The organism is Bradyrhizobium sp. SPXBL-04 (genome assembly GCF_051853035.1).
Lineage (GTDB): Bacteria > Pseudomonadota > Alphaproteobacteria > Rhizobiales > Xanthobacteraceae > Bradyrhizobium > Bradyrhizobium zhanjiangense.
This window is the reverse complement of sequence record NZ_CP182472.1, coordinates 6813211-6837120: the sequence shown is the minus strand read 5'-3', so window position 1 is coordinate 6837120 and position 23910 is coordinate 6813211. Positions and strand designations below refer to the sequence as shown.

The 23910-nt window shown below is 59.9% G+C and carries 24 protein-coding genes; 12 read left to right on the top strand and 12 right to left on the bottom strand.

What is annotated here, in order from left to right:
* Nucleotides 1-66: 66 nt before the first annotated feature.
* A complete protein-coding gene (locus ACNJX8_RS32720; protein WP_439358130.1) occupies nt 67-1605 on the bottom strand; it encodes an EAL domain-containing protein in 1539 nt (512 codons plus the stop codon).
* A gap of 546 nt (nt 1606-2151) precedes the next feature.
* A complete protein-coding gene (locus tag ACNJX8_RS32715; RefSeq protein ID WP_164940318.1) occupies nt 2152-2325 on the bottom strand; it encodes a hypothetical protein in 174 nt (57 codons plus the stop codon).
* A 1042-nt stretch (nt 2326-3367) separates the two neighbouring features.
* Between ACNJX8_RS32715 and ACNJX8_RS32710 the strand changes: the two genes are divergently transcribed.
* The 3 genes from ACNJX8_RS32710 (at nt 3368) to ACNJX8_RS32700 (ending at nt 4709) form a co-directional block, all read left to right on the top strand.
* The gene (locus ACNJX8_RS32710) at nt 3368-3676 is read left to right on the top strand and encodes a hypothetical protein (RefSeq protein ID WP_439358129.1); all 309 of its coding nucleotides are present in this window, start codon (nt 3368-3370) and stop codon (nt 3674-3676) included.
* Nucleotides 3677-3699: 23 nt separating this feature from the next.
* A complete protein-coding gene (locus ACNJX8_RS32705; RefSeq protein ID WP_128935771.1) occupies nt 3700-4116 on the top strand; it encodes a hypothetical protein in 417 nt (138 codons plus the stop codon).
* Between the two features lie 359 nt (nt 4117-4475).
* Entirely contained in the window at nt 4476-4709 is a 234-nt protein-coding gene (locus ACNJX8_RS32700) for a hypothetical protein (RefSeq protein ID WP_245471156.1), read from the top strand.
* A gap of 220 nt (nt 4710-4929) precedes the next feature.
* Here the strand turns inward: ACNJX8_RS32700 and ACNJX8_RS32695 are convergent, their stop codons facing one another.
* The gene (locus ACNJX8_RS32695; RefSeq protein ID WP_245473516.1) at nt 4930-5598 is read right to left on the bottom strand and encodes a hypothetical protein; all 669 of its coding nucleotides are present in this window, start codon (nt 5596-5598) and stop codon (nt 4930-4932) included.
* 680 nt (nt 5599-6278) lie between these two features.
* On the opposite strand from ACNJX8_RS32695, the gene ACNJX8_RS32690 reads away from it, so the two are divergent.
* Complete coding sequence (locus tag ACNJX8_RS32690; protein ID WP_128935769.1) at nt 6279-6524, top strand: hypothetical protein; 246 nt, start codon at nt 6279-6281, stop codon at nt 6522-6524.
* Nucleotides 6525-6876: 352 nt separating this feature from the next.
* On the opposite strand, the gene ACNJX8_RS32685 is transcribed toward ACNJX8_RS32690, so the two are convergent.
* Complete coding sequence (locus tag ACNJX8_RS32685) at nt 6877-7254, bottom strand: hypothetical protein (RefSeq protein WP_128935768.1); 378 nt, start codon at nt 7252-7254, stop codon at nt 6877-6879.
* Between the two features lie 383 nt (nt 7255-7637).
* Between ACNJX8_RS32685 and ACNJX8_RS32680 the strand changes: the two genes are divergently transcribed.
* Nucleotides 7638-8114, top strand: coding sequence for a hypothetical protein (locus ACNJX8_RS32680; protein WP_439358127.1), 477 nt, complete (start codon nt 7638-7640; stop codon nt 8112-8114).
* Nucleotides 8115-8162: 48 nt separating this feature from the next.
* Here ACNJX8_RS32680 and ACNJX8_RS32675 read toward each other — a convergent pair whose 3' ends face one another.
* Nucleotides 8163-8825 (bottom strand): hypothetical protein, encoded by a 663-nt coding sequence (locus ACNJX8_RS32675; RefSeq protein WP_439358126.1) that lies wholly within the window; start codon nt 8823-8825, stop codon nt 8163-8165.
* Nucleotides 8826-8881: 56 nt separating this feature from the next.
* Complete coding sequence (locus ACNJX8_RS32670; protein ID WP_128935766.1) at nt 8882-9619, bottom strand: metallophosphoesterase family protein; 738 nt, start codon at nt 9617-9619, stop codon at nt 8882-8884.
* Nucleotides 9620-9807: 188 nt separating this feature from the next.
* Here ACNJX8_RS32670 and ACNJX8_RS32665 point away from each other — a divergent pair, with 188 nt between their 5' ends.
* Nucleotides 9808-10434 (top strand): transglutaminase-like cysteine peptidase, encoded by a 627-nt coding sequence (locus tag ACNJX8_RS32665; RefSeq protein WP_128935765.1) that lies wholly within the window; start codon nt 9808-9810, stop codon nt 10432-10434.
* An 11-nt stretch (nt 10435-10445) separates the two neighbouring features.
* On the opposite strand, the gene ACNJX8_RS32660 is transcribed toward ACNJX8_RS32665, so the two are convergent.
* The 3 genes from ACNJX8_RS32660 to ACNJX8_RS32650 all read right to left on the bottom strand — a co-directional run bounded on the left by ACNJX8_RS32660 (nt 10446) and on the right by ACNJX8_RS32650 (nt 12578).
* Nucleotides 10446-11624: a hypothetical protein gene (locus tag ACNJX8_RS32660; protein ID WP_439358125.1), complete on the bottom strand. Its 1179-nt coding sequence runs from the start codon at nt 11622-11624 to the stop codon at nt 10446-10448.
* Nucleotides 11625-11864: 240 nt separating this feature from the next.
* A complete protein-coding gene (locus ACNJX8_RS32655) occupies nt 11865-12140 on the bottom strand; it encodes a hypothetical protein (protein WP_128938180.1) in 276 nt (91 codons plus the stop codon).
* Between the two features lie 75 nt (nt 12141-12215).
* Nucleotides 12216-12578: a hypothetical protein gene (locus tag ACNJX8_RS32650; protein WP_439358124.1), complete on the bottom strand. Its 363-nt coding sequence runs from the start codon at nt 12576-12578 to the stop codon at nt 12216-12218.
* Between the two features lie 481 nt (nt 12579-13059).
* Between ACNJX8_RS32650 and ACNJX8_RS32645 the strand changes: the two genes are divergently transcribed.
* The 6 genes from ACNJX8_RS32645 (at nt 13060) to ACNJX8_RS32620 (ending at nt 20611) form a co-directional block, all read left to right on the top strand.
* Nucleotides 13060-14262 (top strand): polysaccharide biosynthesis/export family protein, encoded by a 1203-nt coding sequence (locus ACNJX8_RS32645; RefSeq protein ID WP_128938179.1) that lies wholly within the window; start codon nt 13060-13062, stop codon nt 14260-14262.
* A 170-nt stretch (nt 14263-14432) separates the two neighbouring features.
* On the top strand, nt 14433-15014 hold the full coding sequence (locus ACNJX8_RS32640; RefSeq protein WP_439358123.1) for a hypothetical protein: 582 nt from the start codon (nt 14433-14435) through the stop codon (nt 15012-15014).
* Between the two features lie 31 nt (nt 15015-15045).
* On the top strand, nt 15046-16548 hold the full coding sequence (locus ACNJX8_RS32635) for an O-antigen ligase family protein (RefSeq protein WP_439358122.1): 1503 nt from the start codon (nt 15046-15048) through the stop codon (nt 16546-16548).
* 139 nt (nt 16549-16687) lie between these two features.
* On the top strand, nt 16688-17311 hold the full coding sequence (locus tag ACNJX8_RS32630) for a hypothetical protein (protein ID WP_439358121.1): 624 nt from the start codon (nt 16688-16690) through the stop codon (nt 17309-17311).
* 263 nt (nt 17312-17574) lie between these two features.
* Nucleotides 17575-19833 carry a polysaccharide biosynthesis tyrosine autokinase gene (locus ACNJX8_RS32625; protein ID WP_439358120.1) on the top strand — a complete coding sequence of 753 codons (2259 nt, stop codon included), beginning with the start codon at nt 17575-17577 and terminating at the stop codon, nt 19831-19833.
* A 151-nt stretch (nt 19834-19984) separates the two neighbouring features.
* Complete coding sequence (locus ACNJX8_RS32620; protein ID WP_439358119.1) at nt 19985-20611, top strand: hypothetical protein; 627 nt, start codon at nt 19985-19987, stop codon at nt 20609-20611.
* 2 nt (nt 20612-20613) lie between these two features.
* Here ACNJX8_RS32620 and ACNJX8_RS32615 read toward each other — a convergent pair whose 3' ends face one another.
* From ACNJX8_RS32615 to ACNJX8_RS32605, 3 genes are read right to left on the bottom strand one after another with little or no spacing between them, the layout of a single operon-like run.
* Nucleotides 20614-21156, bottom strand: coding sequence for an acyltransferase (locus tag ACNJX8_RS32615; protein WP_439358118.1), 543 nt, complete (start codon nt 21154-21156; stop codon nt 20614-20616).
* A gap of 35 nt (nt 21157-21191) precedes the next feature.
* Nucleotides 21192-22574, bottom strand: a complete 1383-nt coding sequence (locus ACNJX8_RS32610) for an endo-1,3-alpha-glucanase family glycosylhydrolase (RefSeq protein WP_439358117.1) — start codon at nt 22572-22574, stop codon at nt 21192-21194.
* On the bottom strand, nt 22571-23905 hold the full coding sequence (locus ACNJX8_RS32605) for an oligosaccharide repeat unit polymerase (RefSeq protein WP_439362010.1): 1335 nt from the start codon (nt 23903-23905) through the stop codon (nt 22571-22573). The genes ACNJX8_RS32610 and ACNJX8_RS32605 overlap by 4 nt, the downstream gene beginning before the upstream one ends.
* Nucleotides 23906-23910: the final 5 nt, after the last annotated feature.

The following is a 23910-nucleotide window of genomic DNA, read 5'->3' as shown; positions in this document are numbered from 1 at the left end:
ACAAGCACGGTGATACCGTTTGGCGGGTCACCCCCCGTTAGGGAAATGGAAGTTCTTCCTCGACGGTCAGGCCACCAAGGCCGCATCGTTCGAGACCGCCGCGCCTGACTGCGCCGCCCGGCGCGACTCGACGAGCTCACTAAACCTCGCGAAGGGCAGGGGCGGCGCAACGAGATAACCTTGGCCCTCCGCTACGCCGGATGCGAGCAGTGCGCGGAGCTGCTCCTCGGTCTCGATGCCTTCCGCGACCACGCCCATATGGAGGTCTCTCGCGAGCGCCACCAGCATCTCCACGATCGTCGTCGTCGACGCGTCCACCGTGATCGTGTCCACGAAGAACTTGTCGATCTTGATCATGTCGGCGCCGAGGCCCTTCAGTCGAGACAGTCCACTATGGCCGACGCCGACGTCGTCGATGGCGACGCGGAAGCCATGGTCCCGCAGCTCGGCGACAACCGCCGCAGCGCGCGCGAGATCGTCGAGCTCGTCGCGCTCGGTTATCTCGACCACGATCTGGCGCGCGGAGACCCTTGCGGTCAGAACCTTGCGACGCAGCGTTTCAACGAAGCCTGCACTCAGGAGATGCCCGGGCACGACATTCAAGGACATCTTGAAATTCTTGTTTGCCCTCAGCAATGGCTTCAGCTCGGCGAGCGCCGATCCCAGGATCTGCCAGGTCATCGCCTGGATGCGTCCGCTGGATTCGGCGAGCGGAATGAAGTTCATCGGCGGGACGACCGAGCCATCTCGGCGCAGCCAGCGAACCAGAATCTCGCAGCCCTTGATCTGACCTGTCCTGAGATCGAAGATCGGTTGGTAGTACGGCTTGAATTCGCCGGCCGTCAGCGCCCGGTCGAGATCGGCGACGGGCCCCTCCATTCGGCGGCTGCGTGCCAGCAGGATGCCAAAGATTGCGCCAAGTCCAAGGGCTACTGCGAGCGCGGGCCAATAAGCCTCGTGATTCCAGCTCGAAAGCACCGCATGCTCGAGCCCGATCGTGGCATGAAGCGGGAAGCGCGTGGAAGTCCTGTCGAAGCTGATCGGCTCCAGCAGGGACTTGCCGGCGTCGGTCTGGAATTCGCCAAGCTTCTCGCCACTGCTCAAGGCGAGGATCACCTCGCTGTGCGCCCGCAGTTCGGCAGGCATGATGTCGAACAGGCTGGCGTTGATGCCGACAATGGCGACGAGGGCGGAGCTGCCATTGATGTCCCTGAGCACGCCCAAGGCGTCGCCGCCGAACTGCTCCACGCGGAACAGCGAAAGCGCCTTGTCGCGCGAAGGCAGCATATCGCGGCGATTCACCCATCCCTTGTCGAATTCGAGCGTCTCGGAATAGGCCGAGCAGATCACCGAGCCGTCCGGGTTGACGAGGCGGACGTCCTTGATCGCCGAGCGCTGATAGACGTGGAGGCGGATGGCTTGCAATGCCGCGGGCTCGCAGCTGGCGAGATTGCGCTTTGCGAGCTCGTCCAGGCTGGCCGCGGCAAAATCGACCGCAAATTCGGAGCGGCGCAGAACGACCTCGGTCAACTCGCTCAGCTGATGCGCCTGCTGGTGGCGAAGGACGGCCTCCGCCGCGAAATGGCCCGCCAGGGCGAACGCCATCGTGCTCGCAAGCACGAGCGCCGCAAACGGGAGGTCGGGTCGCTGTAATCTCATCCGGTCCGGGCGAAATTCAGGGCAGGCTTGGAAAATTGATCCTAGCCTGCGGGGACTAAGATAGCGTTTAACGGGCCGAAGGAACGGGGATGCCCCAGCTACGGAACCACCTTTAGAGGGGCCCAGAAGAAGACGTACAACTGGCCGGTGAACGGGCCGGACGGACCGCCGCAGGCAGGCGGCTCAATTGGCGCTCACCGCCCGCCGCGATGGCGGACGGAAATGACCTCTGGAGAAGGTCGGCTCGGCCTATCGCTGTGGAGCGTGGCGGGATGGCGGGTGGCTCGCAGCCGAAGCACCACGAAAGCGACGTTGATCGCCAGCCAAACCAATATCGCGGAAATGGCAAAGTGGAGCACTGCCAGACCTCGCCGTGAAGTCTGGAATCAAACACCCAATGGTTGCTTTGGTCCCGTCCTGCCAAGGCGAAAAGCTGCGGCTGGGTCGAAGAGGAGCGTTACCGCGATGATCCTCGACTCTCTGTTTCCGAGGCTAGCCTTTTTTGTTCGTCTTCGGCTTCAACGAAAGACCAAGCCGCAACGCCATGCGCTTGATCGCATCAGTCGAGCGCCCGAGAACTTTCGCCGCCTCTTCCAGCGAAGCCGAAGACTTGGCCAACTCCATGAGCCGGCGGTCTTCCTTGAACGACCAGGGCTTGCGCGCCATAACCGAAATGATCCTCTCGTCGACACAAGGGACAAAGCCGCCAAGCGACCCATGTTCGCTCGACGGCTTTGCTTGGGTGGGGCCGGACTTGGGGGAGCCCGGTGCGAAGATGGATAAGCGAAACGCGAGACTTCGCAACAAACACTGCGGATTAAGCTAACCGCTCAACCTTACCGCGATGAAGTTGGTGTATGACGCTCCGTATAACCACGGAGGTTTCGTCGGTGTTATCTGCAATCGCCAGCAGCCGCGTGCGAAAGATGTGTCGGAAGCGACTTCATCAGGCAGAGTACGGACACGCTCGACCACCAGCGCGCTTGCAGCTTGCGGCTGCTTGCCGAGGTGAACAGCGGTTAACATCGTCGGCTGGATATCGCTCTCGAACAATGAGAGATTTCGTCATCCTCTCCTGCCCCTAGGTTTTCGCGCGACCAAACTTCAAGCACCATGTTGCACAAACTTCATGATCGTCTGACAAAAGTTTCAGCGCCGATGACCTTGAAGTCGTCGCAACATCACGTTGAAATGTACCGGGAGGAGCGTTCCGAAAATTGGGAACATTCCAAATGCTTGCGATTCTGGTTTTGATTTCGATTTTCGCAGCTGGCTTTGGCTGTGGCTATGGTGTGCGAGCGTGGCGCTCGCGCAAGCGATCAGAACGATATCGTCTCTATGCGCCCTACACGCCGGCATCGATGGGAGTGAGACAAAGCGAGCATCCATCGTAATGGCAGAACCATGGGCGCGATGTTTCGGTCGGAAGTTGATCTTGCCTTGCGGCAAGGTCGGATAACCATGTGCGGTTAGGTTAACGTGGTGCGGTCCTTGAGAGCTTCGGAAAGGCAACCTAAAACGTATCGGTTCATTGCAAGAGTTTAGCCGCCTCGATTTTCTCGGGGCCCGCATGAGTGGGCGTAGATGGGTTATTTGATTGCGTTGCTGGGCGCGACTTGCGTCCTCATTTTGATCGCTTTTGTTTGTACCTTTGATCGGCGACTGAAAGATCTTCCGGGGCCTTGGATCATGAATGAGGGCCATTCGAATGATTGATCAAAGGCACAACGCACCCCGCAGGTATTTCGTCGACGCCCAAGGGCATCGCGTCCTGATCGGCCTTTCGCTGGAAGAGACGGCGGAGTTCGAAGCGCTGGATCCTTCACAGAACGAGACGGCGCAATTCGCGTCCGAGATTTGTGTGAACGACGGAGCCGTTGCGGCGGACGAAGTTCGCTGGCTTGAGCTCTATTCCAAGCACGAAGGGGCTTGGCGGGCGTGGATCGCACAAAGCCAGGCGGAGCGGGCGCAGGATTTAAGCTTTGTTAACTATGTCTGTCCGATGGTAGCCGCCTAAATCTCGAATGTGGGATGGCCCAAATGTTTCAGCTGTTCCTGAGAGCGCGCGCACACAATCTTCTCGGCTCCCGCCGTGAGGACAAAGGTTTTAAAGCCCGCTCCGTCGAGCGTGACGCAGAGACCGACCGCGCGCGGATCGGTGCCGTGCTGGCGGCGATCGAAACAGCATTGCAGGAGGCGGAGAGGGAGCAGGCCGGCCTCAACCGGCGTGTTGACGATGCTCTCGCACGTGCATCCGTCACCTTCGGAAACGGCACCGATGAGTATCTCGAGCGGGAGCCGCTCGACAATTATCATCAGGATCTCTTTGCGGCCGACATCTCGAATGGCCAGCGACGGCTCAAGGAATTGGCAAGCACCATCGCGCACTTGAAGTTCGTCAAGACCGCAATGCTCACCCGCTTTCCGGATTTCAAGCCGCCGCAGCTCGACAGCTAGTATCGCGGATCTTGCTGCGCGCTCTGCGGCCATCCTTCGAGACGCCCGCTCTAGGCGGGCTCCTCAGGATGAGGACGGAATGCGCGGCAGCAGTTTCAACGGGGCTGACGCCGATTAGCGTCATCCTGAGGAGGCGCGTAAGCGCCGTCTCGAAGGACGAGGCGTGTGCGCGCAGGCCGCCGCCAAGAGTCATTTCCGATAGCCCTGCGGCAGGCAGGTCGACCGCGTGACAATTCGGCGCTGCTTTGCCGTTGGGCGCTTCGACCCTTTTTGATATGGTTCGGCGGCCATTCATGGATTGAAGGAGCGAAGAGGTGCCAGTCAAGAATTTGAGGACGTTGGTTGGATTGGCATGCGCTTTGACGCTGGCCGCGCCGGCGACGGCTTCGGCCATCACGGCGGAAGTGGCCCGCGCATGCGATGCGGCGATGGCCAAGGCCTTTCCGCCCAGACAGATCGGCAACCCCGCGGCCGGGAGCACCAAAGGAACGGCCAAGGATAAGCGCGAATACTTCCAAAAATGCGTTGCCAACAATGGCAAGGTCGATGACATGCCGGCGGACGCGCCAAAGGACAACAAGCCGGCGAAATAAGAACAGGGTGGCTACGGCCGGAGCGTTTTCGAGCGAAGTGGATACCGATTCGCGGGAAGAAAACGCGTCAAAACAAGAATCTAGAGCTTGGTTCTGATTCAATCAGAACCGATCATGCTTTAAAGCATGATCCGGAAAAGTGCGCCGCGGTTTTCCGAAAAGATCATGCTCAAACAACAACCTGAAGCGCGGTGACGATACATCCTGATCTCATCGCGCTTTAGCGTCGAGGCGGCGGACAGGGCGAGTAGAACGCGCCGTTCGCCGCATTGATGCGTTCGACGCATTGATTGGGATCAGTGACCGTTCCGGCGACCGTGAAGTCGTAGCCCATGCCCTTGACCACCACGACGTAGCGGCCGGGGGCGAGCGTAAAGCCGTCTTGCTCTGGTTGGAGCAACAGCATTCTCGACTGGTCTTCGACCGGACCTACCTTGTAGGGGTACGACATGCTGCGGATGACCCAGGAATCGCCGGCGCTGACCATGGCGGCTTTCCCGGTGGCATCGACGCCCATCGCCCGGGAGACTTTCGCGACCACCCGAACTTCGGTTCCGCTCGCATCGACACCCCCGTCGGGCCTGAACACGATGAATCTGACGTCGCCGCCCATCAATGTGGTTGCGCTCGGCGTGTTGATGGCTGCCGAGATCGCGACGCGCCGGTCCGGAATCTTTCCGGGCACCGGCTTGAGCTCATGGAGCTGGCCCTCGCTCAAGGCGTAGACGCCGAACGTCGTCGGCAAAGGCATCGACGGCTGTGCAGCTTGCGTCGGCTCCTTATTCGGGGTCCGTTCAACGGTTTCGCCCACCGAGGGAGTCGGAGTGACAGCCGGCTGAGATTCCGGGCCTTTGGGTGCGCGCTCGAGCGGCAGCGCCACCTGCGACAATGTGGTCGGTTGTGTCCTCAATCGCGACCAATAGGCAGCCGCGGCCCCGGCGCACGCAATGACCAGGAGGATGCCGGTCAATCGAACGAGAGATTTGAAGGCGCCGCTCCGTTTGAGTTGGTCCAGCGATCTTGACGGTGCCGCGGGTCCGCGTGGCGTTTCCGCGGCCTTCGAAGGGGCTGGCGAAGCCATAGCCGGCGGCGTCGGAATGGGCGGCGGAGCAGGGGCGTTGTCCGGCGCAGAATTCGCCACGACAGTGGCGGCTGCCCTTGCCGGTGAGGACGGCTCGCTTCGTTCAAAGGACCGTTCGACCTCCCGGATGGCGCGTTCGAGCACTTGCTGGAGCGCTCGCGCCTCCCGCGCATCGGCGTGGTTGAATTGTTCCAGCAGCCTGATGCGGGCCAATTCGTAAACGACGTCCCGCATCTGCCCGGGGTCGTCGGAGATTTCGCGGATCCGCCCTGATAACAGGCGGACAAGTCCAGCCTTGATCTCGTCCGCGTTGGCTGCAGTGTCGCCGGGCTCGGTCATCAAGGCCGATCAACTACCCCGGATACAGCTGTTTCGCTAGGCTTTTTCATCCCCGGATCCCTCGATCCTGCGCGCACATGTCTCGAAGAGCTTGCTTTTGGGCAAAAACCTGTGACATTTCGCCCAGCTCCTCTTTCCGGTGTTTGACGATGCGCGGCATTTTGACAGCAATCACATTTTTGGCGTTCCTGGTTCAGCCCGCTTCGGCGCAAGGGGTCAAGGATCAGGCCAACACCACCAGCTCCAGCATCATCACAACGCCCACGAAAAAGGCGCAGACCATCCAGGCCGCGTCGCGGCCGACCGCCGTCCGAAATGTGACGGGGAGCCTTCCTGCCGGAAGGGCGGTCCAAGGCGTCTGGCGGGATGGCAAGCTGATTGCCGTGCCTCGGTGAGGTCACGCAAGGAACCGTGAAGCAGCCGTGAAGGAACGGTGTTCGCCTCCCTGACGTTCTTGCTCGGGAGATCTCGCATGAAACGCTTAGTCTTGATCACACTCGCGCTTGTCGTGCCTGCCGGTGCCTGGGCCCAGGGCGTCAACGATCCGTCGACGCCCAATCGCAACGTGATCATCGTCAACCCGTCGCAGCCCTCGCCCTCCACAGCGACGCCAAATATTCCGAGTCGAATCGAGCCTCCCGTGACGAGGGGCGGACACGCTCACCCCTATCACGGGAACAGAACCCGGGGCAGCGGGTCGAGCCGTCGTTAGCCCTGCCTGCACCTTTCGGTGGCGTCGTGAGACAGCTATTGCGGGTTTACCTCGACCTCCAGGATCGATGTCCCGCGATGATGACGGCTCTTGCCCGAGATCACCAGCGTGAACTTGTCGGCGCCGGGCGTTTCGTTTCCTGCCGAATAGCGGAAGCCGGACCCGACCACCGCCAATTGTCCCCATGATGGCCCGCTCACGACCGACACGTTGAAAATCTGCATATACGACCAACGCAGTCCCTGGATGCAATCTGCCCCAGGCGCGATCGACATGGTCCATCTCACTGAATCTTCCGAAAAGGCAAACGGCGTCCGCTCCTTGATGCACACGGGACTGGCGTGCGCCGTCAGGCCAGACATGAAGGAAGCCGCGACGGCAATACTTAACAGCAATAACGGTCTTGCACGCATTCTCGGCAACTCCACCAGCGCGTGCCGAAGTTAACAGCAATGACCTAACGAGGTCTTAGAACAGAGCGTTTGCCCTCAAGCCGATCAAATGACGCGGATCTCAGATACATCAATCAATCCGTCGGCCTCTTTCCGGATCATGCCATCCTGCCCCTGTTTTGCCCGACGAGTCAATCCGAATTTCGGAAAAGGCGTAACCCATTGATCCGACTGGTGCCGGCTACTGTGCATGGGGTTGTTTTTCAATTTTTTGATAGGACGGCCCCGAAGGCCCCCAGGTGCTGAAATCCCCGCGAGCTAAGTGGAAAGGTTGCCCCGCGAATTGGCTTTCTTGCAATCGGCAAAGGTATAGACTGAAAAGCTGAAGATGAGGAAATTGGTCAATGGCAGTCCTTGTCGCTCTGCCTGGAGTCATCAGCGTGCGAACGGCTCGACGTCGCCACTGTGAAAGGCGGTTTGGGAAGCTGCCTCAGGCGGTCATCATCGTTGCCGGTGTGCTCGGCCTTAGTCTTGCCTGTCCGTCCTTGTGTCTCGCTCAGACCGAACCGGAGCCCTCGATCAACGACTATCTTCCGCCAAGCGAGCCGGAGATCACGCGCGACGAATGGCGGCAGCGGATCGAGGACGCGCGGCGCCGAGCCAAGGAGGTCTCACGCAAGCGGCGCGAGCATCCAGAGCTCTACAAGCCGATTCCGGAAGATCCGGACCTTGTCGCGAGCGAACGTCTCCTCAACGACGAGAGCTTGCAACGAGGCGACATCGTCGCGACCAAGAAAGGCATGTTCGTCTACCAGGGGCGATCCGAGCAACCGCGCCGCGACCACGACTTTGTGCCGGTCAACCCGAAATCGGTGCGCTGAGGAATTCGCTGCAGCCCAAGGAACGATGGCAACGAAGCTCGCACGGGTTCAGTATCGCCGCATAATCTCGTTGAATTTGGGGTCGGTCACTTTCGTGGTCTCGAGCAGCAGCGACTTGCCTTGCGGCGTCGCCTGCACATAAGCCGCGATCAGCAGGGGCTCGTAACGAGAGCGATTGGCCAGCGCCGACCGGATGTCGGACTGCGCCAGGAGCTTGATCTCTTCATCGGTCGCGGCCGCGCTCGACGTCACAGTCTGAACGCGAGAGAAGGCAACGTCGATCGGCACCGATCCGGTCAAGTAAGACATCTTCACCGCAGGCGTTACCGCCTCGCTGGCCTGAGCCTGTAGCGTGCCGAGCGTGAGCCATAGCGCGGGCCTGATCGGTGATAGTTTCAAGGCTGCCACGACGGCACCTTGAGCTGCCTTGTTCTCGCTGGCCCTGCCGCCCGCGTCCATGGAGGGGCGGTGAAGGAAGTTAGCGGCCATCGCTGCCGCGTAATTCGCAAGCAGCTCGCCATCCCATGAAAAGGATGCAAGGCCACCGGCTGCCGCCAGCTTGGCCTTGTCGGGCGGAATCTCGCCCGAGAACAAGTCGCTCGCACGAAAGTTCGGCCGTATGAGATCGCCGTAGAACGCCATGCCGGCGTGAAGCGCCAGCACGATTGCGGTCAAGATGCCGATGACACGAAGCAGGATCATGCGATTCATGGTGGAATTGACGAGGCCTGTGAGCGCGAGCCGACGACGGGACCGAGGTTCAGCTCTTAAATTGCGAGCAGACTATCGCCTTGGATCGTCAACAGCGTCAAGTTTCCGGTCGCGTAGGCGCCGGTGTCGATGTTGATGCGGTTTGGTCGAATATCGGGCGCGCTGACCGGCGTGTGACCGTGAACGATATATTTGCCGAAGCGCTCCTCGGAGGCCAGGAATTCCTCGCGGATCCAGAGCAGATCCTCATCCTTTTGGCGATCGAGCGCGATGCCCGGCTTGACGCCGGCGTGAACGAAAAAGAAATCGCCGCAGGTGAAGGAGGAAGGCAGTTGCTGGAGGAAGGCGAGATGCTCGGGCGGGAGCGCGCGCTTCAATTCCTCGATCAGCTCGACCTGCTGCTCCGCGGACGGATTCATGGTCGGCCTGATGCCATAGGAGACCAGCGTCAGGAGGCCCCCATAGTGGCGCCACTCCTGCAGGCGGGCGGGGTCCTTGAGGACCTCGAGCAGGAAGACTTCGTGGTTGCCCTTGAGGCAGACCGTCTCGTGTGATTTCGAGCGCGCGATCAAGAGATCAAGAACGGCACGCGAGTCCGGGCCGCGGTCGACATAGTCGCCGAGAAAGACCTGAATGGCTCGTTGGGGGGCCGAGCGGGCAAGATCGGCGTCGATCACGGTTAACAGCGATTGAAGCAAATCGGCGCGGCCATGCACGTCGCCGATCGCATAGACGCGAACGCCGTCGGGAAGCCGAGGCTTGGTCTTCTTTCGAAAGCGTGAGGAAAGGCCCATCAGGTCGGTCGAATCGCATCCAGCGTCACGAGCGTCGTGACCGCTCTTAGCAGAACCAGTCACACATCGATATTCTTAATTGTTTGCAACCAACGCGCCCGCATTTTGATTAAAGGATCGCGTGGCCTTTGAGCCGTATTTCAAGAGGTCTCGCGTAGCGTCCTTTCCTACAAGAAGGGGAGCGCGACATGCGCAAAGTTGTAAAGTTCCTGGCGGCCGTGGCCGCAATCGTCGTTGCTGCGGGGTTGCAGCAGAGAGCGGAAGCCGCCTTCGTCGGCGCGCCCTTGGGGTTGCGCGGTGCCATCCAGTACATCAAGTTCGATCAGCCGACTCTGGCACCGATGGCGTTCACCATCTTTTGCCTGAAGTACAAGGACGAGTGCAGGCCGCGGCCGCAGCAGATCGTGTTCAGGGGCGGTCGTCTGAAGCTTACGGCCGAACGGCTGGCGCAGATGCAAGAGGTTAACCAAAGGATCAACACCGCGATCCGTCCCGAGGCCAACCTGGAGGGGCTGCGCGGCGAGAAATGGCTGCTGCATCCGGCGAGCGGCGACTGCAACGACTACGCTGTGACAAAACGCCACGATTTGATCGCCAAGGGTTTTCCGGCGCGTTCGGTGCTGCTCAGCGAGGTCGTGACGACCTGGGGCGAGCACCATCTCGTGGTCGTGGTGCGCACCTTCTCCGGCGATCTCGTGCTGGACAATCTCTCCGGCCATATCCTGCCGTGGTCGAAGAAGCCCTATCGCTGGGTCCGCATCCAGTCACCCAAGAACCCGAACTACTGGGCGTCACTCGGCGATCGCGCCGTCTGATGATCGGCGTTCTATCGTGATGAGGATTGGCTGACGCTCTGCGACAGCCCCAGTCCCACGATCACCGAAAGACACAGGATCGCTGCCGGGCGCAGCAGTCCCGGACCGGCGAAGCTCTGGACGAGTGCAAAGAGAACGCAGGCCGCGGTCGCCGCTGGGAAGAACGAGTCGCGTCCGCGCTGGAGCGCGCCGAAGAACAGGCGCACCAGAGCGATCAGGCTTACTGCCATCATGGCGGTCAAACCGATCCATCCCGTATCCGCAAAGACGGCGATGGCCGCCGAGGGCGCAGCCAAAGTCGTGCCAGCCTCGCTCTGATAGATCTTCGCGACGGCCGAAAAGCTTCCTGCCCCCGCGCCGAACCAGCGTGTGTCGGCCAACATCCGCTCGAGGGCGGCCTTCGTCTCGCCTCCCGCGTCCGGGATGAGCTGCATGAGGATCGGCCCAGAGCTCTTCTCGAAGAGGAAGGTCAGGATGATGGTCGCGCCGATCAGAGCTGCCGCCGACAATGCGCCCGCGGCCAACGGCGAGAGGTCGAGCCTCCGGATGACGAGGATCAGCAGGATCAGCATAACGCCAAAGGCCGCTGCGATCGCGCTGTTCGTTCCGGAAAACCCAAAGATCGCGGCTGCGCAGAACAGGGTCCCGACAAGGCCGCAAAGGCCGATCGCGATCGAGCGCAGGACCGAGTGATGCGTTTCGGCCCGTTCAGCAGCGAGCTGCATGACCGCTAAATTGAGCATGAGCCCGAAGCCGGCCAAAGTCGTGGTGAAGTCAGAGGGCGCGGCTGCCGCAACGGCCGGCGACAGCCGATGCAAGTCCAAGGTCAAGGCGGAGACCGCGGTCACTCCGCTGAGCACGAAGAGAACCAGCTCGGCACGGCCGCGGTTGCGGACCACCAGGATGGTGACGCCGAGCAACGAGATCGCCGCGAGTGCCAGCAGCAGCGCGTTCACCGTCAAGCCGGTATCGGCCGTGATCGGCCCGAGCGACAGGCCACCGAGGACGTCGTGAGCGCTGGCCCAGATCGGATGCGCCCAGCTCAGCGGAAGAGGGACGAGTTGGGCCGCGATGCACAGCGGAATGGCGAGCAGGATCCACCGGCCCCAGGCGGCCGCGCGCACATAATGGTCGTAGTCGGCCTTCCGCGCGGCCGAAGCGGCCGCCAGCAAGCTCAGCGCTGCGGCCATCGTCCCGAGCTGCGCACCGACCCTGGCGCCGGCAATTTCGAGAGCAGAAGCTGAGACGATTGAAACGATGAGGGCAAAATAAGCGAAGGACAAACGGCGCGCTCGAAGGGAATCCTGAAACGGTCAGGTCACCATACAAGCGGTCGGTGGGTTTTCAAACAGAGCTCCGTCAGGACAACAGCTCGGTCTTCACCTTTCGCGCGCTCGCGAAAGATTCATCGCAGCGTCAGTCCGACGCCATCAGCGGACGGTTTTGACCGGGCGGGCGAATACGCGGGTGGTACGCGCGGCAGCAAGGCCAAAGCGCGCTCCTGAACCAAAGAGGTAGCCGCCCTGGAGGGCGATGGCGGCGAACACCACGTCTTTCAGGCTCTCAACCACGGTGAGATCGACCATCAAGCCGACCGGAATGGCAGCGAGCACCATGACGAAGGTCAACGGCAGGAGCACCAGGACGCGAAAGCGTTGGCCCAGCACGGCACCTACGAGAAAGCTGAAAATCAAAAACGCGGTCATCCGAAACACTCTCCGTGCTCCGGACCCTAGGTTCCCCCGCTAAAAAGACCCTTAAGTTGTATGGCTAAATTTGGCCTATTGGCTGCAATTTGCCAGCAGCGAATGATAGGCCTCCCGCAGTCCGCTTAGGGCCACCGTACCTTTGATCTCGCTGTCGCTTTCCTTGACGACAACGGACAGTGAGGGGGTCGTCTGCCACTTTCCGGCGGCAAAGGCCGAGACCTCATCGGGCAAGAGCACGGCGGCCCCCGCGGCCGCCATGCTGGCATCAAAGGTCAAGGTGCCGCCGCCGGCCGCAGCGATCGTGACCCTAGGATGGCTCCGCGGTGGGAAAGGCCGGATCAAGGCCACCAACACGTCGATCTTGCCCTTCGGCGCGCAACGGACGATCAGGCCGGCGAAGTCCGGATCGGATTGGCTGGTGTCCGCCGTCTTCATGATCGCGGCGAAGCTCTCGCCGTCCTTCGTCCCTTGGGTCCGGGTGAACTTCCAGACGGAGGAGGTGGCGGCGACCTCAAAAACAGCCGGGCCGTGGCAGGTGGATCGGGCGCTGTCAGCGCAAGGTATTGTACCGTCCAATGGGCGATCAGCGGCGCCAAGGAGGGAACCTGCCAGCAGCGGGATCAGAAGGAGACCAGACACGGGGGGTCCTACTCTTAACAGGCCCAGCCTTAGCAGACGGCGGCAAGGTCAAGACGCGTCGCGCTCGCCACACCGCGCCTTGACTTGGGCGGTTTGCTCGCCGACCGGGCACACGAAATACAACAAATAGTCACAAAGGGTTAAACTAAGCCCCAAAGAGTGGCTCGCACGCAACAGTAGCCGACTGATCGCACCGTTAACCACTAGGGAACCCTTGTCGCACCGCCCGCGCCGCCGTACCAATCGACGGTAATTGGGGTCTCTTGGGGCGCGATTCATGCATTCCTTTGCCAAAACTTATGTATTCAAGCCGGCATTTCTGGCGGCCGCTCTAGCGCTCGGGGCGTGTTCAACCAATCCAGGTTCGGGCCCGCTGACGGATGACGTCAACAATAAGATCCAGACCGAAAATGCGCCGGCCTATGAGCTGGTGCCGATCAATCCGGCTACGGTGAAGATTCTGCACACCCATGAGCCCAAGGGGCTCGCGGGGGCCTTCACGGACAAGCGGCCGCCGGCCAGCATCGTGTTCGGCATCGGCGACGTCGTCAGCGTTACCATCTTCGAAGCTGCCGCCGGTGGTCTGTTCATCCCGGCGGAAGCCGGCGTCCGTCCGGGTAATTTCGTGACGATCCCGGATCAATCGGTCGACAATGACGGCTTTATCACCGTGCCCTATGCCGGTCAGGTCAAGGCGGCGGGCCTCACAGCAGTTCAGATTCAGCGAGCCATCGTTGAAAAGATATCCAACCGCGCCATCGAGCCGCAGGTTGTGGTTGCGATGTCCTCGCAGCGGACCCAGCTCATCAGCGTGCTCGGCGAGGTCAATACGCCGGCGCGTTATCCGGCGAGCGCGGCGGGTGCGAAGGATCGCGTGCTCGATGCGATCACCCGCGCCGGCGGTATCAAGGGTCAGGGCTTCGAGACCTGGGTCATGCTGGAGCGTGCCGGACGGCGGGCTACCGTGCCGTTCGAAAATCTCGTGATGACGCCTGAGAACAACATCTATGTTCGCCCCGACGACAGCATCTATGTCTATCGCGAGCAGCAGAAGTTCCTGGCGTTCGGCGCCAGCGGCCAGAGCGGCGAGTTCAATTTCGATGCATGGCGCATCAACCTCGGCGAAGCCGTCGGCAAGGCCGGAGGTCTCTTGGATGGCCAGGCCGATCCGGCTGCCGTGTATCTCTACCGTCGCGAGCCGCGCGAGGTTGCCGCTCAGCTCGGCATCGACGTGAGCAAGTACACGTCGGAGACGATCCCGGTCATCTTCGCGGTCAATTTCCGCGATCCGGGTGGCTTCTTCCTCGCCACCAAGGTCATGATGAAGAACCAGGACATCATCTACGTCTCGAACTCGCGCAACGTCGAAGTTGCCAAGTTCCTGAACTACCTGCGCGTGATCATGGCGACCGGCAGCGATGCCGTGAACCTCTCCAACGATGTCCTGATCTTCCGCAACAACATCAAGACGGCGCCGTAAGACGCCGACTTGATCGACCAAAACGATGGCACCGGGGCTTTGTCCCGGTGCCATTTTCGTTTAGCAATCGAAGCGGTTCTGCTGCGGCTAGGAGTTCGGGATTTGGATCAAGGCGCCACTGAGCACGTCGCGCCGGTCATCGGTCATCCCGCAGTGTTGCAAGGGGCTTCATGCGCTTTCGAGGATTCTGGCGTCTTCTGGCTCTCGTCCCTTCTGCCGTCGGATTTGCACCGTTCGGGCAGGCCCTTGCTGCTGCAGGGGAGCTCGGCGTTCGCCATCGCATCGACGTGATAGTCTCCGCCGAACCTGATGCGCCGATCTTGTCGCGCCTTCGCGGAGAAAAAGGCGAGCTCTCGTTCACGGTCCGGCTGTCGGCGAACTCCAAGGAGAGCCGGTTCTTCGGGATGCTGCACCCGTCTTTCCCGGAGATCGTCGTCCCCGATGGCTCGGGCAAGCCGCTGGTCCAACAGACCAAGCTGTGGGAGGAGGATGTCTGCCATCAGCGTCGCGGGCTGCCGAAGGTCACCGTCACCCGGCTCGAGGGTCGGTTCGGCGAGGGGGAGGGGCGGATCGAGATTTCCGCCATCAACCGGCACATCGGCCTTCTGGTCCCACCGGATGAATTAACCCCTGGAATAAAACTCGAGCCGGGGAGTGACAGCTTTGGGTTATTCTACGCCTTCCGGGCGCAGACCCGGAACAGCCGCCTCAACGTTGATCTGAAGATCTATCCGATTGATTGCTTCCTCTAGAAGCTAAAGCAAAGCTCGCTCCAGAACGACGATGCGCCTTTGGCCTCCCAACATAAGCTGGTCCAGGATTCGCTGGTCGTGGAGCCTGCCCGCGACCTTCATCCTGTTCTTCGTGGCCGCCGGCGCGCCGTTTCCGTTCGGCTCGACCAATGATCTGTCGATCGCATTCTGGTGCCTGTGCTTGGGAATCGCGGTGATCTTCGCGCCGACGCGCGAGCTGCGCAGGCCGCATCTAGGGCTGCTCGCCGGCATCGCGGTCATCGTCGCCGCTTATGCGTTCGTGCTGCATGAGCAGCTCTCCGATCATCCTTGGGCCGCGCCATTTCAGCCGATCTGGAAGCAGGCGTCGGATCTGCTCGGCGTGCCGATCGCCCCGTCGGCTTCGATCGTCAAGAACGAGGCGTTCTTCGCGCTCGGCGCCCCGCTCGCCAACATCCTCGCCATCGTCCTCGGCATCACCGTCGGCGCCGATCGCGAGCGCGCGCGCCGGTTGCTGTGGGTGATCGCGATCTCGGGCGCGGCTTACGCGCTCTACGGCGTGCTCTCGTTCCTGATCGAGCCCACCATGATCCTGTGGCGGGACAAGACGGCCTATCTCGGCAGCGTCACCGGCACCTTCATCAACCGCAACACGGCGGCGGCCTATTTCGGCTCCTGCGCGGTGATCTGGATGCTGCTGATCCTGGAAGACGTCCGCCGCCGCCTGCCGGAGCGGCATATCGAATGGCGACGCCTGTCGCTCGATCTGCGCACGATCCCGCCAAAGGAAATCCTGCCGCAGCTTGGCTGCCTGCTGATCTACCTGATGGCGATGTTCATGACGGGATCGCGCGCCGGCGTCGGCCTGTCGCTGCTCGCGATGATCGTCTCGGTCACGCTCTTCCTCCGCAAAGACCTGCCGCGACGCACCGGCATCTGGATCTCGCTCGGCTCGGGCCTTGCCGTCGCGCTCGGCCTGCTGCAGCTCCTGGGCGGCCGCGTCTCGAGCCGGTTCGACAGCCAGGGCCTGGTCGACGAGGGCCGCGTCGAGGCCTGGAAATCCACGCTTCGAATCATCGCCGACAATCCTTGGGTAGGCACCGGCATGGGCACCTTCCAATGGGCCTTTCCGCCCTATCGCAGTCCCAACATCTCGATTCGCGGCATCTGGGATGCCGCGCATTCGACGCCGCTGGAGCTTGCCTCCGAGGTGGGCATTCCGATGGCGCTCTTGGTTGCGCTCGGCTGGGCGATCATGCTGCTGGTTCTGGCCAAGGGCGTGTTCGGACGGCGGCGCGATGCCATCATCCCGCTGGCGGCCGCGGCCACCGCGACGCTGTCGCTGCTGCATTCGTGCCTCGACTTCACGCTCCAGGTGCCCGGCTACAGCATTCCATTCTTTGCGCTTTTCGGCGCGGGCCTGGCCCAATCCTTCTCGACCCGGGAGGGCCGCTCCGCAAGCGATGCCGTCGCTACCGGCGGGCGAGGCGAGGGCCGCACCTCAACCGCTGACGCAACCTCGCGGCGAATGCCTCAGCTTCATAAAAGTGTCTAGATTTGAAGCAGTTGCGCTGTTTACGAAGTCTTTAGAATAAGTGGACAGCCCATTTCTCTTCGGATAGGTTCCGCAACTGCAAGCCATTGCCCGGGCCGAGGAAGCAAATCGGGGCAGCTGATTTTTTGGAGGTCTATTTATGAGCGTTATCAGGATTGCGCTTCGCATGGCTGCCGCCGCGGCCCTCGCCGCGACGATCACCTCAGCCGCAAGCGCCGCCGTTTATCCGCCGCAGCGCCAGCTGCCGGCCCAGATCATTTCCGAGTTCAAGGCCTCGCCCAACAGCCTCTTGCAGCAATATCCGACCGGCGGCCCGCAGCTGATCTCGCGGGTGCGCGACCTCGGCGCCTCCGATCCGACCACGCTTCCGGGCCTGATCGCGCTTCTGAAGGATCCCGCGACCACCAAGGACCAGATGCGCGCGATCGTCGGCGGCCTCGCCCAGGTCGCCCGCATGGCCGCGCAAAGCGATGCGGCTTTCGCCAATGAGATCCAGACTGCGATCGCCGGCATCGGCAACCCCGACGTGATCGCCGCCTACCAGGCCGCGACCGGCGACGTCGCGATCGCCGCGACCGGCGGTGGCGGTGGCGGCGGCTCATCCGGCGCGGGCGGCCCGGTCGGCAATCCCGGCAACTCCGGTGGTTCTAGCAACGGTGCGCCGAGCTTCGGCGGATTCCACTATGCGAACACCGTCTCACCGAACTCCGGCGCAGGTACCGCCGGGATCACCAACGCCTCCAACAACGTCAGCCCGCGCTGAGAATCGGGCTTCACGATAGCCCCTTGCGACATTTCGAAAGCGGCGCCAGCGGGCGCCGCTTTGCTTTTGCGCCGTTAAGCTTCCTGCAAAATGTCGTGCAAGCGGCGCTTTACGCAGCATCGAGCACGTTCAATTGCAGGCAGGATTATGCTAGGGGTTCGCGTAGCGCGGGCTTTGGCATCAGGTTTGCTCCGGACACAGCTGGGCTTTTGGCGAACATTAATCCCAAGAAGACACATCGATCCATTTTCAGGAATTGCTAGATGTTGCAGGTGAACAAGCCGACCTCGGAGATCAACCGTGATTTCCCCGAGGCCGACGGCTCCCCGTCGCAGGCGCTGACCTCCTATCTCGACATTATCAAGCGCCAGTTCCCGACCATGGTCGCCATCGTATCGGCCTGCGTGATCCTGGCGCTGCTCTATCTCTTCACTGCCGCGCCGCTGTTCACCTCCACCGCCTCGATGGTGATCGACACCCGCAAGGTGCAGCTGTTCCAGCAGCAATCCGTGCTCGGCGACATCGCGATCGATTCCGCGACGGTGGAAACCCAGGTCGAGATCCTGAAATCCGAGAACATCAGCCTCGCCGTAATCCGCGACCTGCACCTCACGGAGGACCCTGAGTTCACCGGAAGCGGCGGCGGCCTGCTCGGTGCCATCATGGGCTCGGTCACCGGCCTGTTCTCCTCCGGCCGCGCGCAGTCCGAATTCGAGCTGACGCGCAAGGCACTTGGCGTCTTCGCGAGCAACCGCACCATCAAGCGCCTTGGGCTCACCTATGTCATGGAGATTGGCTTCACCTCGCGCGATCCACAGAAGGCGGCGCGGATCGCCAATGCCATCGCCGACGCTTACATCGTCGACCAGCTCGAGGCGAAGTATCAGGCGACCCGCCGTGCCAGCGTCTGGTTGCAGGACCGCATCAAGGAACTGCGTACCCAGGCCTCTGCTGCGCAAAAGTCCGTGGTCGATTTCAAGTCTGCCAACAATATCATCGACACCGGCAAAGGGCTCATGAACCAGCAGCAGCTTGCCGAGGTAAACAGTCAGCTCATTATGGCGCATGCGTCGACCGCCGAGGCGAAGGCGCGGCTCGACCGCATGAACGACATCGTCAAGCAGGAGATCCCTGATGCGAACGTCGGTGATGCGCTGAAGAATGACACAATCGTCAAGTTGCGCGCGCAATATGTTGATCTAGCCTCGAAAGAATCGATCTGGTCGACCAAATACGGCCGCGACCATCTCGCCGCGGTGAACCTGCGCACCCAGATGGCTGAGATCAAGAAGAACATCACGGACGAGCTGAAGCGCATTCAGGAATCCTACAAGAGCGACTACGACATCGCGGTAACCCGCGAGGATGCGATCAAGGCGAGCCTCGCCAACATCGTCTCGGAATCACAGCTCACCAACCAGGCGCAGATCCAGCTCCGCGAGCTCGAGAGCAATGCGCAGAGCTACCAGGCGATGTACGACAATTTCCTGCAGCGCTACATGGAAAGCGTGCAGCAGCAGTCGTTCCCGATCACCGAGGCGCGCGTGATCAGCGCGGCGACCACGCCGCAAGTCAAGAGCGCGCCGAAGTCGCTGGTCATTCTAGGCGCGGCGCTGCTCGGCGGCGTGCTGCTCAGCTTCGGCGCCGCGATGGCGCGCGAGCTCTCCGACAAGGTGTTCCGCACCACCGGCCAGGTCGAGGAGCAGCTCGGGGCGAACTGCATCGCGATTCTGCCGGCGCTCGGCGCGCCGGCGTCCGCAACGGTGCTCGCCGGCAAGTTTGGCCGCAAGAACAACAACAACCCGGAGCCGGATCTACTTCGCTATGTCGTCGACAATCCGCTGTCGCGCTTCTCCGAAGCGGTGCGCTCGCTGAAGGTGGCGGTTGATCTCAACTCCATCGTGCGCGAGAACCGCGTGTTGGCGGTGACCTCGACGCTGCCCAACGAGGGCAAGAGCACGCTCTCGACCAACCTCGCGCAGCTCATAGCCCATGGCGGTGCGCGGGTGATCCTGGTTGATGCCGATCTGCGCAACCCGTCCCTGTCGCGTGCGCTGCGGCCGGATGCGCAAGGAGGTCTTGTCGACGTCGTTGCACACAAGGCGCAGCTCGAAGATGTGGTCAGCATCGATCCCCAAACCAAACTCGCGATCCTCCCCGCCGGGACCACCTCGAAGCTGCTCCACACCAATGAGGTGCTGGCGTCCAAGCCGATGCGCGACCTCGTGGCGCTGTTGCGTTCGAAATATGATTATGTCGTGCTCGATATGCCTCCGATGGCGCCTGTGGTGGACGTGCGCGTTACGTCACCCTTCGTTGATTCGTTCGTGTTTGTTGTGGAGTGGGGCAAGACAAGGATCGATGTCGTCCGTCACAATCTGCGCGGCGCGCCGGAGATCCAGGACAAGCTTCTTGGCGTGGTTTTGAACAAGGCGGACACCAAATTACTAGCTCGCTACGAATCCTACCACGGACGATACTACTATCAAAAGTATTACGCTCGCTACGGGTATGTCGAGTAACACCAAATCCCTTAGACCTTTTGACTTTGTTCGGCTGTGGCTTGTTCGCTGCCTGTTGTTTTTTGCGGGTTGCGCGAGCGTACTTTGGTCGCACACGGTGCTCCCATCCTTCTGGTCGACGGTAGCTGCGCGTGCCGTGTCGGAGCGCATCTTGGTGGACGATCGTTTTAAGTCGGGCGTGGTGGCTGAGGCTCTGGCACGGACCAGATTATCCCCTGAGCCAGCTTTCCTACAGCCGGAGTTTTTGCGCGCGCGCGCCCTGATGAGCCTGCGTGCTGGTGAAGAAGCTATGGAGAGACGAACGGCGGCTGAAATCGATAGAGAGTTGCAATCTGGGGAGGACGCTCTGAAGGGAGCCATTGTTGTGAACCCCCGGGACTCCTATCTTTGGCTATTGCTTTATTCAGCGGAAATATCGCGAAATGGCTTCAGCGCTGAGACGACGATTAGATATCTGGCCGAAGCTTATGTGACCGCACCCTTGGAAGGTTGGATTGCGATTCGCCGAAATAGCATGTCCCTCCTAGCTTTTCACGCGCTCGATGCGAGAACTCAAAAGTTTGCCCTAAATGAGTTCGCAGCCTTGGTTGATTCAGGTTTTCTAAGTGAGGCCGAACATAACCTAATCGGGGTCGGTTGGTCTCTTAGACAGAGGCTCGTCGAGTCTTTGGACGACGTGGACATTGCACCCAAGCAAAGCCTCTCACGGATGTTGTCCCGGGATGGTGTTGATCTTACGATCCCTCATGTGCAGATCAAAGAGAGGCCCTGGAAATGACCTCAGAGTTGCTCCTCCAGCGAAAGGTCCTTTCGCCGAACTGCAGGTGAACCGACATAAAGGCCGTTCGGTTCAGTATTTTCGACCACAACGGAGCCCGCGCCAATGACGCATCCTTCTGCGATGGTGACTCCCGGAAGCACGATCACACCTGATCCAAGCCAGCAGCCTCGTTCGACTGTGGTTACCTTCGCCTGATTTGGCTCGTTTCGATCTCGACGGTAAACAGAAGGCCTGATCGTATGGGTGCCTGTGAGGAGGATGGATCCCCAGCCGATATGCACCCGGTCGCCGATAAGTAGCGTCCCGGTACCATCTAAGATAGTTGCGGAATTCACAGCACAGAACTCTCCCAGGCGGATACTGCCGAGACGGAAGCGCACACCCGGGTTGATGTAACAGCCTTTTCCGATGTCAACGCCAGCAATCCTCAGAGCGGATGTTCTGATCCTGGCAGGGATGAGCGACGAAGCCAGAATACTTTCTAGAACACCACGCAAGAAGACCCCAGTTGCCCTTCTGATCCTGGTCCAGTTGGCAGTCATGCCTAACCCTTATAAACATCAGCCTCAAGAAGCACTCAGTGCAAATCAGTATCTGGTCGATTTGGCGTTGAATAGCCTAGCTTAAGGTCTCCCGCGAAATAGTTGAAGTTACCGACCGATCCGTCATTTGTGATCGGAAATTCAAGTTGTTTCCTTGCAACTTCCGTCCCATTTCTGAACGCGGAGAGGTGTATCTCGCCAAGCGCCATAGGAATCCTCGCCGTCGAAACGCCGGCAGGAAGTGAGACAGTGTGAGCGGTGAGGCCGACGTTGAGCTTAAGCTCGACCTGCTGGCCTAGGAAGGATGTTATGTATATCTGGTCGTCTAAGTCATCTGAGCCCGAAGGACGGCCTAAAGCGGTCTCATCTTGGCCCGTGTAGCCGAGAGCCGACTTCGGGTGCACCCGATAGAAGTAATAGATCCGATCCTCGGAGATTGGAGGGGGTCTCCCCTCCTTGAACCATCGCATGTAGTAGGAGCTTGCTTCCAAAAACCGATCATGCGCCAGCAGCTTTCCCCAATGAGTGCCCCACACCTCTTGATCTTTAGGTTCTCCGAATGGGGCCACATACGTAGCCTCGCCCCAATCATTCCAAGTTACTATCTCGACCCAATCAGCCTGTGAACCAATCGCGGATAGCCACTGGGCTTGCATGCTTTCAAAGCCGTGAGACTCGAAGACACGAGAATTTCTTGGTCCAAATCCTTTGTAAAAGGGGCTTATTCCGAGCATTGACAGCAAGCCATTTGTCTTAACGATTTTTCCAATCGTCAAGAGCTCCCGAGCAAGCCTTGGATCACTGTTCGCTGCTCCAAAATAGAAGTATCCGTCCAAGCTAGGGCTTTCGGCCAAAGCGCGTTTCACGATATAGGCATTTCTTCCAGAGGCGTCTAAATGAGAGAGAACGTCGCTGTGAGCGTAGTAAAGAAATGGAACGAAAAATACCTCAATGCCTTTGTCGCGGAGAGCTGCTTTAAGCTTGCTACCCCAATCGCTGGTGCCGCCAAACGTAGAAACAACAGGCTTTCCGTCGTGGGCGAGATAATTCGGATGCTGATAGAACATCGTGACAATGTCTGTCGCCTCCTCGACTGCTAAATTATCCATTGAGAAAAACAGCTTGAACTCAGGACCGTACCGCTTTGCTGCTTCGAAGAGTTGCAAAGACAATCTTGGGTATTTCTCTTCTTTTTTCCACGCGCCTACGTTCAACGCGAACCCGTCGATTCCGAGTCGCGAAGCTTGAACAATTTCCTTCTGAAATGCCGAGGAATCTGAAGTTAATCCATCGCGAGGGCAGCAAACCATATAGTGAGCGAATACGTAGTGCTGGGACGGCCCAGGAGCCTCCGCATGCGCGTCGTTGAGGCTCAGCAACAGCATGAGGATGGCTGCAAAGCAGATGAACATATTCATCGTCCTCGTGGAATCTTCAGATTTGCCGTGGCGTTCGACATCCGCAGAGCCATTTGGCGAAAAACGAGGTACCAGATCAGAATCGGCAGAACGAAGAAGAAGGGGAATTTGATAGCGGTCAGTAGCACCCCGTCTCGAAACCACTGCACAGTAAGAGGCAGCAGGACGAGAAAGAGAGCAGTGCGGAATACGTTCTGATCTGAGGTCACATACCACTCATATAATCTTCCCAACAGCGCTCCCGCGAGAAGACACCAAATGAGAACTCCAGCAATGCCCAGGTCTTGCCAACCTTCTCCTACGAGGGTCCAAGTTATCCCGATGGGAAAACCGTATTGGAAAATGTTGTAGAGCTGGATGGGCGGGCCTATTGGCTTTTCAGGCCACATTGCTCGCGGGATCGGCTCGGTGAAAACTTGGAGATTGCGGAGGAAGTAATCATACGTCCCAGTCTGGTCTGGAACAATTGTCAGGATGTATTCCAGATACTCAAGGTTCGCAAAATCCATGTTGTCTAGCGGATTTCTGCTTGCCGTTTCCGCACGTTGCGTGGACGGCTGGCCGGAAATTAGGTCTTGGAGAAAGGAACGAGACTGACCGATAAAGAAAAATACGACCAACAATGCGGCCGCCGTCGCCGCTACTTTGATTGTGGGCCACTTCCGGCGATGTTCATAGAAATAGAGTAACGCGAGAGACGCGGCGGTCATTACAAACGCCCAGCGCCCCCATCCAATATACATTCGGAATACAACGAACGCTGCGAAAGGAATTAATGCAATTGGGCGAAAGCGGAATGCCCACGCAATCAAGATCGATATGGGTCCCATCATTGCATTAGCGTCGACTAAGTAGCCAGTCGTATCCCTGTTTATCGATGTCATCGTCGCGAAGTCGCGGATCATTCCGGATCGCTCAAAATCCGTTCCGCGCTGAATCGAGTAGTAGCCCGAAGCGAGCATAAGCGGAGAAGAAATCAGCGTGGTAACAATCAGAGATGATCTGGTTCGGACATCGCTCAACATAGATGCGGTCCTGCCTGCAAATCGAAACTTTGATCGGCCGAACAAAGTCACTGTGGCCATAAATGAGACCAAGCCTACGTTGGCAAGAGTTAGAGCGAGATTTTGGATATCTTCCGTTGGGCGAAACTTATAGAGCCCGTAAATCAGCTGAAAATCGTAGATATATTTAACAATAGGGCGTCCGACGAAAACAAGTCCGTGGAAAAATAGATAGTACGTCCCAGGATGAAATACGGACGCTCGGCCTGAGAGCAGGAATGAAGCAAGTACGACCAGGAAAAGACCCGTCGTGAAGGCGAGATTCATCTCGT